At 59.3% G+C, this 12,460-nt stretch carries 10 protein-coding genes; 3 read left to right on the top strand and 7 right to left on the bottom strand.

The genetic code is table 11. The annotated features are described in order from the left end of the window. Window position 1: 1 nt before the first annotated feature. Window positions 2-1,150: a hypothetical protein gene (locus ACILSO_RS27385; RefSeq protein ID WP_395740674.1), complete on the bottom strand. Its 1,149-nt coding sequence runs from the start codon at window positions 1,148-1,150 to the stop codon at window positions 2-4. A 136-nt stretch (window positions 1,151-1,286) separates the two neighbouring features. Here ACILSO_RS27385 and ACILSO_RS27380 point away from each other — a divergent pair, with 136 nt between their 5' ends. Beyond that, the gene (locus ACILSO_RS27380; protein ID WP_395740673.1) at window positions 1,287-3,749 is read left to right on the top strand and encodes a PVC-type heme-binding CxxCH protein; all 2,463 of its coding nucleotides are present in this window, start codon (window positions 1,287-1,289) and stop codon (window positions 3,747-3,749) included. Window position 3,750: 1 nt separating this feature from the next. Here ACILSO_RS27380 and ACILSO_RS27375 read toward each other — a convergent pair whose 3' ends face one another. From ACILSO_RS27375 to ACILSO_RS27365, 3 genes are all read right to left on the bottom strand, one after another. Next, window positions 3,751-4,971: an alpha/beta hydrolase gene (locus tag ACILSO_RS27375; protein ID WP_395740672.1), complete on the bottom strand. Its 1,221-nt coding sequence runs from the start codon at window positions 4,969-4,971 to the stop codon at window positions 3,751-3,753. Between the two features lie 66 nt (window positions 4,972-5,037). Further along, the gene (locus ACILSO_RS27370) at window positions 5,038-5,751 is read right to left on the bottom strand and encodes a 3D domain-containing protein (RefSeq protein ID WP_395740671.1); all 714 of its coding nucleotides are present in this window, start codon (window positions 5,749-5,751) and stop codon (window positions 5,038-5,040) included. A 162-nt stretch (window positions 5,752-5,913) separates the two neighbouring features. Then, window positions 5,914-7,272, bottom strand: a complete 1,359-nt coding sequence (locus ACILSO_RS27365) for a replication-associated recombination protein A (RefSeq protein WP_395740670.1) — start codon at window positions 7,270-7,272, stop codon at window positions 5,914-5,916. A gap of 97 nt (window positions 7,273-7,369) precedes the next feature. Here ACILSO_RS27365 and ACILSO_RS27360 point away from each other — a divergent pair, with 97 nt between their 5' ends. Beyond that, entirely contained in the window at window positions 7,370-7,777 is a 408-nt protein-coding gene (locus tag ACILSO_RS27360; RefSeq protein ID WP_395740669.1) for an RrF2 family transcriptional regulator, read from the top strand. Here ACILSO_RS27360 and ACILSO_RS27355 read toward each other — a convergent pair whose 3' ends face one another. The 3 genes from ACILSO_RS27355 to ACILSO_RS27345 form a co-directional block, all read right to left on the bottom strand. Beyond that, entirely contained in the window at window positions 7,778-9,082 is a 1,305-nt protein-coding gene (locus ACILSO_RS27355) for a YeiH family protein (RefSeq protein ID WP_395740668.1), read from the bottom strand. Window positions 9,083-9,152: 70 nt separating this feature from the next. Beyond that, window positions 9,153-9,629: a hypothetical protein gene (locus ACILSO_RS27350; protein ID WP_395740667.1), complete on the bottom strand. Its 477-nt coding sequence runs from the start codon at window positions 9,627-9,629 to the stop codon at window positions 9,153-9,155. A gap of 67 nt (window positions 9,630-9,696) precedes the next feature. Further along, window positions 9,697-10,245 (bottom strand): GNAT family N-acetyltransferase, encoded by a 549-nt coding sequence (locus ACILSO_RS27345; protein ID WP_395740735.1) that lies wholly within the window; start codon window positions 10,243-10,245, stop codon window positions 9,697-9,699. Window positions 10,246-10,346: 101 nt separating this feature from the next. Here ACILSO_RS27345 and ACILSO_RS27340 point away from each other — a divergent pair, with 101 nt between their 5' ends. Continuing rightward, window positions 10,347-12,428 (top strand): FAD-dependent oxidoreductase, encoded by a 2,082-nt coding sequence (locus tag ACILSO_RS27340; protein ID WP_395740666.1) that lies wholly within the window; start codon window positions 10,347-10,349, stop codon window positions 12,426-12,428. Window positions 12,429-12,460: the final 32 nt, after the last annotated feature.

Raw genomic sequence — 12,460 nt, 5'->3', positions numbered from 1 at the left:
ATCAGTTGGTGGTGCGTTTGCGGTAAATGATGCGGGCTTGGGGTTGCTGGTCCCGGCAGAGAGACTTGCGCAGGTGCAGACCAGCCACGGCCGGCTTGTCTGTCATTGGATCGACGTTGCCGCTGAAGCTCAGGTCGTAGGTGCTGGGAAGCTGCACATTCCAGTCGATTTGCCGCGCGAAGAACGGCGTTTGAGGCAGTGCGAGTTCAAGTTCGCCCTCCGCCAGTTGCAAGGGGGCAAGCGTGCACGTGAAGGAGATTTTGACTTCCGATTCGCCACCGTCCGCGGCGGGATCATCAAGCGGGATCTCCATGCGACCGGCTTCCCCCACCGCTGGATGCACAGGTTCGCCATTCACATGGCACTGGAGCAGTTTGGCGGGCGCGGGAAGTTGCAGGAGCAGTCTGACCGGATGATCGTGACGCACGGTGATCAAGCCCTCGGTCAGTGCAGAGCCGTCGCGCACGACCTGGGTGATGTACGTGGCAGAGGACACGAGGGCGTCGTCCGTGAGACCAGCCAAGGGAGGCTGGGCGGCTTTTCGTGAATCCTCGAGGGCGAAAGTAACCTCCCCGCCCGCAGCAGGCAGCGCTGCAAGACCCGAACTGGTGAGTGTCTGCGTGGAACTGCCGTGCTCCAGACGCAGTACTCTGCCTTCTGGCAGGTCTTTGATTTCAAGGGATGCAAGAGGTGATGCTGCGAGATGCAGCGTGGTCCGCTGGCCTTCTTTGGCAAGCGCGTAGGTCAGCTTCACACTCTGAGTCCCCGCCTTGTCGGTGATGAGGCAGAGGTGGTCATGATCGACCACGAGGCGCGCGTCTTTTGGCTCTACCGCCATTGCTCCTGCGCCAGCGCCCGCGAGAGGGATCGCATGCCAGGTGCCGTCGAAATTCTCCACATGCATCTCTGCGGTGATCGAAGAAGCCTTGAGGTCCAGACAATAGCGGGCGGAAAGCAGAGCCGCCGGAACCTGAGGCTGCGGTTTGACCTCGGGTGGATGTTCCTTCGGCAACGTGGCAGCGACGAGACGTTTCAGCTCGCCGTAAGTAATCCGGACTTCGCTCTCATCGAGCGTGGCGGTAGTGACGGGTGGATCGGCTTGAGCCAGCAGCGCGCTGGCCCCCAGCAGGAGGAGGATCGATGGTTTCATCGACGACGAAGCTGAAAAGCGACGTGAAACCTTGATGAACCGGGGATGAAAAGATGGTGAAATATGCATTCCACAAATTTCTCACGCAAAACAAAGGAAGGGACGGGACTGCAGCGTTTGTTTCACTTCATCCGTCATGCCACGCTTCATCCTGCCTCTCCTCCTCTGCAGCAGCCTCTTAAACGCCGTCGAAATACCGCCGGCGCTGCGAGAACACCCGCTTCCTGAAGCTGCCAGATTGCAGGGGGAACAGGGCCGCGACAACGGTGTGCGTTTTGTCGATCTGAATGGCGATGGAAATGAAGACATCGTGCTTTCAAATGCGCGTGAGTACGGCGTGTTTCTCTTCGTTCCAAAAGAACGGGCCAAGAAGAACCTCCAATGGAACGAAGGCTGGTCCCAGGTGATGCGCGAGGGCAAAGCCGGTGATGCCAACAGCCTGCCGCTGATTGTTCGTGCCGATGGCAGCGACAATGGTGTGACCTTTCATGACAGCGCGATGTGGGTGGAGGCCACGCAGCAGCGCATTCCTTTTTCCGAACTGCTCAAAGTCCCAGGCCCCGCCCCCAAATCACCGCAGGAGTCGCTGAAGGCACTTCATGTGAAGCCAGGATTTGAAGCGATGCTGGTGGCCGCGGAACCCCTGGTGCAGGATCCGGTGTTCATCGACTGGGATGCGAAGGGCCGCATGTGGGTGGTGGAAATGGGCGACTACCCCTTCGCCCCAGGAGAAAAGACCAAAGATGGCAGCGTGGGGCAGGACAAGGTCTCTGAACTGCAGACGGGGCGGGTGAGAATTCTCGAAGACACCGACGGCAACGGTGTCTTCGACAAATCCACGCTGTTTCTCGAAGGCCTCAAACATCCCACGGGGCTGGCTCCTTGGAAAGACGGTGTGTTCATCGCCAACATCCCGGACATCTTCTACGCCGAAGATACGGATGGAGACGGCAAGTGCGACAAACGTGAGACGTGGTTCACCGGTTTCACTGCAGGCAATCCGCAGCATCTGGTGAACGGCTTCTGCTGGGGCCTTGATGGCTGGTTTTACGGTGCCAATGGCGACAGCGGCGGCGACATCACCTGCGTGAAGACGGGCAAAAAAATCGCGCTTGGCACAAATGATTTCCGCTTTGATCCACGCACGGGAGAATTCGCGCTCGAAGGCGGCCGCAGCCAGTATGGCAAGTGGCGCGATGATTTTGGCAACTGGTTTGGAAACAACAACAGCACCATCGGCTGGCACTACTGGCTGCCGTTTCGCTACCTGGAGCGCCACCCCAAGGTCGTGGTGAAATCCGTGCGCGGAGACATGAATGATGAAAAGCGCATCTACCCCGCCAGTCCTCCTGTGCGCCGATTCAACCAGGGCAGCGCGGTCAACACGCTGACCTCTGGCTGCTCGCCGATGCCTTTCCGAGACACTTCGTTCGGCGCGGATGGCGAAAAGGTGATGTTCATCTGCGAACCGGCGAACAATCTTGTCCACCGGGAGGTGTTAAACTACGACGGTGCTTTCATCACCAGCAGACGCCACCCTGGCGATGCGGAGAGCGAATTCATCGCCAGCGAGGACAACTGGTTCCGCCCCAGCATGGCGCGCACGGGGCCTGACGGCGCACTGTATGTCGTGGACATGTACCGGCTTGTTTTGGAACACCCCGAGTGGATTCCGGCGGAGATTGCACGCGGGCTGGATTTGCGCGGTGGAGAGGACAAGGGGAGGATTTATCGCATCAGCAAGACCGGCTTTTCGAAAGCTGGGACGGCAGTGAAAGATCCCGTCGCAGCGTTGGCTTCATCGAACGGATGGATGCGTGACACAGCGCAGCGCCTGCTGATTGAGAAGAATGACAAGGCGGCGGTGGCAGAGCTGAAAAAGCTGCTGAATGCCGCGCCTGCAGTGCGGGTGCAGGCGGCTTTTACCATGATGCAGCTTGGCGGCATGACTGCCGATGAGGTTGTCGCGTTGATCAAACCGCTCACGCCACAAATTCGAGCGGGTGCTTTGACGTCCACCGGCACACAATCGGACGAGGTGTTCGGGGATCTGGAGAAAGCGCTGCTGAAGCAAGCACCGCAAAAAGCGCCCGCCGCGGTGGCGATGCCTGCGATCACCAACAACAATCCGGACAGGCAGAAGGTCGTCGCAAAATATGCTGCAGATGCGTCCAGCCTCAGTGGAGATGTAAAGCGCGGTGCCGTGGTGTTTCAGAAGATCTGCATGGCATGCCACAAAGTGCGTGAACTGGGTGTCGAAGTAGGCCCCGATCTCACCACGGTGGCCACGAAGCCGCGTGAACAACTGATTGAAGCCATCTTCGATCCGAACCGCGCTGTGGAGCAGCGCAATGCCGCCACGCAAGTGACGAAAAAGGACCAGACGCAGCTTGTGGGTCAACTGACCGCCGAAACACCGGGCAGCGTCACCATCCGCCTGCCTGGTGGCGCAGACATCGTGGTGCTGCGCGCCGAGCTCCAAAATATGAAAACGCTGACCACTTCGATCATGCCCGAAGGCCTGGAAAGCGTGCTCAGCGCGCAGGACGTCGTCGATGTTCTGGCCTTCATCGGCAGCCCCATCGGCAAAGGAAAGTGATTTACTTCACATCACGCCACAGCCAGCGCAATGCCTCTGGCAGGTTTGGAGCCATGCCCTTGCTGCCGTGGAAGCACTTCGTCCAGTCGATCCGGAAGTCGTAGTCCTTGTATTTGAGCGCCGCTGCCATCTGCTTGTTGGCAATCGGCCAGTTGCCAAATTTGTTGTCCAGATCATTTTCGCCATCGAGGAGGTAGATGCGGATGGGTTTGCGTTCTCCGGCACGAATGAGCGAGGGATACACGTCTCCGCCTCTAAGATCGACGAAGGAGCCCACCCAAGAGAGCACCTTGCGGAATTTGTCAGGCTTCTCCCACGCCACGGTGAAGGAGCAGATGCCGCCGGATGAACCGCCCGCAATCGCCCAGGCCTCCGGCTGCGGGCGAAACTTGGTCTGATACCGCTTCCCAACCTCCGGCAGAATCTCCTCAAGCAGGAAGCGCGCATACGCATCTCCGAGCGAGTCATACTCAAAGCCGCGGTTGGCCGCTTTCTCCCCGGGCTTTTGCTTTTTCATGCGGCCTGGATCAATGAAGACGCCCACCGTGCGCGGCATCTCCTTTTTGTGAATGAGATTGTCAAACACCACCGAGACGCGCATGGAGCCATTCGGATCCACATGCCGCGAGCCATCCTGCCAGACCATGAGGCAGGTTTCCTCCCCAGCTTGGAATCCGGCTGGGAGATACACGGTGACGTCACGCACCGTGTCCGGAAAAACCTCGCTCGTGCTCCATTCAAACTTCTCCAGCCTGCCCTGCGGCACGTCCTTCTGCGGCTGGCTGTCCGCCGTGTACTCGAAATGTTCGACATGCACTGTGCCCGCCAGATGGGGCATGCCCTCGGATTCGACACGATAGCCGATTTCAGAAAAATTCGGCATTTCCGTCACCAGCACCTGCAGGCCGTCATCAGTCAGCGCCGTCATTTCGCCAATGAGCGTGCCGTCCTGTTGCACGACACGAGCAGGCTTGGGATCAATGATGGCCCAGGCCACGGTCGTGGTCTCGATCTTGGCTGCGGCGCGGCCCTGGGTCAGATTTTGACGCCCAAAGAGCTTCATCACCTGGTCGTGCAGTTCTTTTTGCGCTGCCGGCTGCGACGCCTTTCCCAGCGCGGCTGCGATCTGCCGGGGAGTGATATGCGTCTGCGCTCCCGGCTTTACCTGGGCAGAGCTGAAACCGGCGGCAACGAGGAACAACGAAAGAAGAACGAAACGCATGAGTGCGATTTCTAACGGCGGTTTGTGCCGTGGAATATCGCTGATTTACCGTCCCTTCCCTTTGTTTTACAGCGCTGCGGTGAACGGCGTCCTGCCAGCAGGCATCCCTGCAGTGCGCAAACGCGCCTCAATGCCTTCCATCATGGCGCGCACATGCCGCCACTTGGTGCGGTCCCGCATCAGTTCCATGCTTTTCTCATACGATCCCCAGTGGATGACTTCAATGTCCACATGGCGCACACCCCAGGCGTCCATCTGATTGCGGCTGGGTTTATACAGATCGATCGTGCCCGTGCCGACGAGAGCGCTGCCATAATCATCCACCACGTACGTCACTCCGGGTTGTCCCGCGATGCGGAACTGGGTGCCCACGGGAAAGCGCGACCAGTCTGCCGCGGCGCTGCGAATGCTGCCAAACTTCAAATTGGTGCCGATCGCGTTCTTAACCCCATAGACGATGTGATCGCTTTCATTGTGGGTGTAGGCGGTGGTGCGCACGCGCATCTGAGAATTGCGATGCAGATTTGACGCCATCATCAGCGGCGGTTTCGGCTCATTAAAGACGAATGTGTATCGTTTGATCGAACTGGGGCGGAAAGGAATGTTCGTCGCCAGCGCTTTACGCACCTCGTATTTGACGCCAGTTTGCAGAGGGGCAGCTTTCTGGTGCCGCATTTCCTTCAAGTAAGTCAGCAGGGGCTGTTTGGGCAAAGCACAGGCTGAAAGAGTGGCCATCAGGGCACCACACAGACCAGAGGTGATCAAACGTGAGTTGTACATGGCTGGTTATTTTTGTAATTACGAAAAAGATACTGTAAATTTCATATATGTTCAATATAAAAAGCATATTTTATATACTTTTAAAGTTCAGCATGCCTTAATTACCGTAATCACTAAACAAGACAGGCGGGCAGCTAGCGATCGACTCCAAGCCTTCTGGGCTTATTCCCCTTGTGCTTCCCAAAGCTTCCGCCAGTGATCGAGACGCTCTTTGATGCGAGCCTCCAAACCATTCGCCGTGGGATCATAGTATTGTCTGCCGCCCTCCAGGCAGCGCTGAGGCACGAAGCCGCCTTCGTAATTGTGTGGGTAGAGATAGCCCTCGCCGTGGCCAAATTCTTTGGCGGCTTTTTTGTGATGTGCGTCGCGCAGGTGCTTGGGCACTGGCAAGGTGCGGCCGTTTTTCACATCGTCCAAAGCCGCATCGATGGCGGTGTAAGAACGGTTGCTCTTGGGCGCGGTCGCGTTGTAAATCGTCGCATGCGCGAGGATGATTCGTGCTTCCGGCATGCCGATGAACTCGACAGCCTGCTGCGCAGCCACAGCCACGCGCAGCGCGTTGCTGTCCGCCATGCCGATGTCTTCGCTGGCGGCAATGACGATGCGCCGTGCGATGAAGCGTATGTCTTCGCCGGCATAGAGCATCTTCGCCAGCCAGTAGAGCGCCGCATCGGGATCAGAGGCGCGCATGCTCTTGATGAAGGCGCTGATGGTGTCGTAGTGCGCATCGCCATCCCCATCATAGACGACCGTCTTTTGCTGCACGGATTCTTCTGCGGCGGCCAGGGTGATCACGATCTCACCCGCCGCATCAGGCTGAGTGGAGAGCACGGCGAGTTCCAGCGCATTCAGGCAGCGGCGGGCATCGCCATCGGCCACGGTGGCAAGATGGAGCCTAGCATCCGGCTCGATGCGGGCGTGCATGGTGCCCAGACCGCGCTCGGTGTCGCTAAGCGCACGGTCCATGAGTGATTCAAGATCCGCGATGCCAAGAGGCTCCAGCGTGAAGACCTGAGAACGGCTGACGAGGGGGCTGTTGACGTAAAAGAAGGGATTGTGCGTCGTGGCGCCGATGAAGCGCAGGGTACCGCGCTCCAGGTGCGGGAGGAGCACGTCCTGCTGCGCTTTGTTGAAGCGGTGGATCTCATCCACAAACAGGATGGTCGTCTTGTTGTAGAGGCGCAGGTGGTGTCCGGCGTTCTCAGCCTCCTTGCGGATGTCCGCCACGCTGCTCTCCACGCCGCTGAGGGTGACGAAGCGCGACTTGGTCTCCTGGGAGATGATATGGGCGAGCGTGGTCTTTCCCACGCCGGGCGGCCCATAAAGGATGATGGAGGAAAAGCGGTCTGCCTGCACGGCGCGGCGCAGCAGCTTTCCCTCGGCCAAAATGTGCTGCTGGCCGGCATACTCCGCAAGGGTGCGCGGGCGCATGCGGGAGGCCAGCGGCGCGCCTGCATGGTGCACCGCCGCAGCCGCGCGCGGCGGCTCCGAGGGCGGGGCGGCAAAGAAGTCGTCAGCCATGCAGGTGAAGAGTGATAACGATGAATGAAGCGGAAAGGGCGCAACGGCAAATCGCAGTTTGCACCAGCGCTCATTTGGTGCTCGATACACCCCGCCCATGAAGATTTCCAAGAAAGCCGAATACGCCCTCCGCGCCCTGGTGGCGATGGGGCGTGAGCGCGAGGGCACAAACTTCTCCATCCAGGATCTCTCCAGCCAGGAGCACATCCCGCTGAAGTTTCTGGAGCAGATCCTGCTGGCCTTGAAAAACGGCGGACTGCTGCGCAGCAAGCGAGGCGTGGGCGGGGGCTACCAGCTTGTGGCGCAACCGGCGCGGATCTCCCTGGGAGAAGTGGTGGCACTGTTTGACGGACCGTTTGATCCCCTGCCCGGTGCGGAGAAGGATGCGCTGGGACAGGTCTTCAGCGGTCTCCGGGACCAGGTGGCGCAATGGTTTGCAGAGCACACCATTGCGCAGATCATCGAGAAGGAGCGGGCGCGGGAGACGGTGTCGTTTGATATTTGATCAGTTCCCAAACAGCCACATGGCCAGAATCAGCGTCCAGGCGATGTTGAAAATCTGGCCGCCAAGGAAAGCCAGCGCGGGCTTCCCGCCCCCCAGATTGAAGAGCTCACCCAGACGTGTCTCCAGGCCGATGCAGACAAAGGCCGCTGCAAACCACAGTTCGCGCAGTCCCTTGAGCGGCTTGCTGGAGGCCTCAACAACGGCTGTGGGCACAAAATAGGAAAACACCACCGAGGCGATGACGAATCCGATGACAAATTTCGGAAAGCGCTCCCAGATGACACCGATGGAGGGTTTCTCCTTCTTGGACGCACCGTCTTTGCCACCGCGCATGGTCCACCAGATGGACAAAACAAATGCAGCCACGCCGATGAGAACGTTCTGCGAGAGCTTCACAATGACCCCGATCTTGGTCGCGTCCTTGCCCACCTGCTCCGTCGCTGCCGCCACCGAGCCGCTGGTGTCCAGCGTTCCTCCGATCCATGCTCCGCCCACCGCTTCGGACAGGCCCATCGACTTGATGGCCCAAGGCATCAGGATCATCATCGGAACGGCGCAGAGCAGCACGATGGAAGTCACATAGGAGAGCTTTTTGCGGTCGCCCTGGATGGCTCCGCAAGCTGCGATGGCTGCAGACACCCCGCAGATGGAAACCGCAGTGGAGAGCATCACCCCAAATTCATCGTCCACCTTGAGCTTGCGGGAGATGAAATAGCACACATACCAAACCACCGGGATGACCAGTGCAGCCTGCGCCAGTCCCGGCAGACCCGCCTTCATCATCTCCTGCAGCAGGATTGTCGCACCGAGGAGGACGATGCCCACCTTGATGAAAAACTCAGTGCGCACCGCCTCACGCAGCCAGCCGGGCACCGGCAGCAAATGGCTCCACAGCAGCCCGAGCCCAAGCGCAAAGACCACGTATTCCAATCCCCAGGCCTTTACGCCCGCATAGCCCGCGATCCACTGGGAGAGCCAGCCCAAAACAAAGACCACCACGGCCCCGCAGAGAAAAGCACCTATTTTCTTTCCCAGCGAAGCCGCCAGAGCCAGAACCGAGATGCCAAGAAACACAGCCAGCAGCACACCGCTGACGGCAAAATTGTCGGCGGAAAAGGCCTTCGACCAGTCAGCCGCGCCACTCCAGGCCATCGCAGGCATCTTCGGATTCCAGCCCTTGGCGACTGCGATCAGAAGTGGCAGTGCGGCCAGAACTGCCAGCCAGTCTTCATTTTGCCACCAGCGCGCAGTGGAAGGTCCAGGAGAGGGGTAGGCAGAGTCGGCGGCGGCAGGGTTGGCGGGCATGATGAGTGAAAAAAAAATCGCGGCGGGTAAAGCCGCCGCGATGATTCAAACGCCCGCTCTGAGACACTTTTTACTGCCAGTTCCCGAACGCGTAAGGATTGTTGGGATTGACTGGAGGCTGAGGGCTGTAAGCGCCGCCGGGGTAGTAGCTGGACTGCTGGCCATAGCCATAACTTGGCTGCGGCCGGTACCCGTAGCCGGACTGCTGCGGATACCCCTGATTGTAGTAGGGCTGGCTGCAGCCCTGCTGCTGATAGCGCTGACCATTGTTCAACATGCTTCCGGCCAGAGCGCCCAGAACACCGCCGATGGCAGCACCCTCCAGACCGCGGTGGCGCTGATTGCCAATGATGCCGCCGGCACCCGCACCGAGGAGCGCTCCCGCGACGGTGCTGCCACTGTTCCCGCCGTACCCACCTCCTCCATACCCGTAGCCCCCGCCGTAACCATACCCCCCGCCGTAGGGGTAAGGCCCAACGCAGGAAGTGAGAGAAATTGCCAGCAGCAAGGCAGCGAAAGTAAACGTCCGAGCGAGAGATGTCTTCATGGGTGGTGGTGTAAATCTTTGTCCTGCACTCTGACGCTCCATTTCTGGAACTATTCGATTATATTTTTTAGACCGCTTCAGCAGGCGCTCCCCCAAGGCAGAAAACGCATTCTTCGATCTCGGCGCCCCGCGCGTTGGCGTAATCGCGGTTTCGCCCGGAAAGCACGAAGCCGCACTTGGTGAGGACACGGATGGAGGCGGTATTGTCCGCGGCCGCACGTGCGTAGATCGGGCGGGCGGGCTGGTGTTGGCGCAGGAATTCGGAGAGAGCACGTGTGGCAAGTCCGCGCCCCCAGTATTCCCTGCCCAGCCAATACGTGACCTCAAGGCTCCCCTCCATGGCATAGCTCATCACATGCCCGACGGTTTTGCCGTCTTCCTGCGCGATGGCGAGCACCATGATATCGGGATCCTCAAGCAGCCTTCTCCAATGCACCCTAAACGCCTCGTGGTCATCGGGGTTTTTCACAGTGAAAGCGGCCATGCACACCGCCTCCTTGTCTGACTGGTGCTCAAAGAAAAGGGGCAGATCCTCAGCTGAGACCTGGCGCAATAGTCCGCTCGCGGAACCCGCGGCTGGAGCAGGCTGTGTAGCGGGATGCGGAGGACTCGTCATGAAAACCACCTGAGCCGAGAGAAGAGTCTTGTCAATTTGGCTCAAGGGCTTTCCCGCAGTTGCAAAAAGCCCCCGCCTGCGCTGGGATGGGTGCAACAACCATGAAACTCCTCCCTGCCTTCCTGCTTTCCACCTTTGCCGCCCTCTCCTCGCTGGCGGCGGCCGATTCGTATGACATCGTCGTCTATGGCGGTTCCTCCGGGGGCATCACCGCGGCCATCCAGGCGGCGCGCATGGGAAAGACGGCGGTGCTGATTGAACCCACGAAGTTTTTGGGCGGCCTCACCACCGGCGGACTCGGCGCTACGGACATCGGCAATAAGAAGGCCATTGGCGGCATGTCGCGTGAGTTTTACGCCAATGTCTTCAAGTACTACAACGAGGCAGCCAAGTGGCAGCACCAGACGCGGGAGGAGTACTTTGCCAAAAAACAGCACGGCAACACCGGCACCGAAGACACGATGTGGACCTTTGAGCCGCATGTGGCCACGGAGATCTACGACGCCATGCTGGCCGCGGTAAAGGACAAGGTGACGGTGGTTTTCAGCGAGCGGCTGGATTTGAAAAAGGGTGTGGTGAAGGAGGGCGCACGCATCACGAAAATCGTCATGGAAAGCGGCCGGGGCTTTGAAGGAAAAATGTTCATCGACGCCACGTATGAGGGCGATTTGATGGCGAAGGCTGGCGTGAGCTACGCCGTGGGCCGCGAGGCAAACGCCATGTATGGCGAGACCATCAACGGCGTGCAAAAGGTCAAGACCATCCACCACCAGTTCATCAAGAATGTGGATCCCTACGTAAAACCCGGCGATCCCAAGAGCGGCGTGCTCCCCGGCATTGACCCCGGCGACATCGGCGAGGACGAAACCGGCGACCGCAAGCTCCAGGCCTACAACTTCCGCATGTGCACCACGGACGTGCCTGAAAACCGCCGCGACTGGGAGAAACCCGCCAGCTATGACGAAAAGTGGTTCGAACTCGCGCTGCGCAATGTCGAGGCCGGTGACGAGCGCATCTCATGGGCGCCCACCTGGATGCCAAACCGCAAGACCGACACCAACAACAACTTCGCCATCAGCAGCGACTTCATCGGCCAGAACTTTGATTATCCCGATGGCGACTACGCCACCCGTGAAAAAATCTGGAAGGCCCATGAAGACTGGCAGAAAGGCCTCATGTGGACCTATGCCCACCATCCCCGCGTGCCGGAAAAAATCCGCGCCGCCTACCAGAAGCTTGGTCTGGCCAAGGATGAATTCAAAGACAACGGCAACTGGCCGCGCCAGCTCTACGTCCGCGAAGCACGTCGTATGGTCGGCGGCTATGTGATGAGCGAGAAGAACTGCAAGCGCCGCGAGATCGTGGAAGACAGCGTCGGCATGGGCGCCTACAACATGGACTCGCACAATGTGCAGCGCTACATCACCAAGGAAGGTTTCGTGCGCAATGAAGGCGACATCCAGATCGGCACGCGCCCCTACCCCATCAGCTACCGCAGCATCACGCCGAAAGCGGAGGAATGCACCAACCTCCTGGTGCCCGTCTGCCTCAGCGCCACGCACATCGCCTATGGCAGCATCCGCATGGAACCTGTCTTCATGGTCATGGGCCAGAGCTCGGCGACAGCGGCTGTGATTGCCATCGACTCCGGAAGGACGCTGCAGCAGATCGATTACGCGAAGCTGAAGGAGAAAATGCTGGCCGACGGACAGGTGCTCGACTTCGAATCTCCCGCCGTGCCGGAGCACGTCTCCCTCACCAAGGAAAAGCTCGGCGGCATTGTCGTGGACGACAGCGAGGCTGACCTCAACGGCTTTACCAGCGAAGGACACACCACTCCCGGCTACGTCGGCGCAGGCTACCGCCACGATGGCGACACCGCCAAAGGTGAACAGAAGGCGCGCTTCATTCCTGATCTCCCGGCTGCTGGAAAATATCGCGTGGCCATCACCTACACTGCGCTGGCCAACCGCGCGGACAACGTGCCTGTGGTGATTCATTACGCAGGCGGTGAAAAAACGGTGATCGTAAATCAAAAGAAGAAAGCACCCGAAAAGGATGTCCTTCTGCCGCTGGGAACATTCTCGTTTGAGAAAGGAAAAGCCGGCTGGGTGGAGGTGCGCAATGAAGGCACTCATGGACACGTCATCATCGATGCGGCCCAGTGGCTGCCTGAGAAGTGAGAAAGTACCTGCGCCGACCAACGCATGAGCCG

Origin of the sequence: Prosthecobacter sp. (assembly GCF_044226605.1) — a bacterium.
In the GTDB taxonomy this organism is placed as follows: domain Bacteria; phylum Verrucomicrobiota; class Verrucomicrobiia; order Verrucomicrobiales; family Verrucomicrobiaceae; genus Prosthecobacter.
This window is presented reverse-complemented; position numbering and strand designations above follow the sequence as displayed.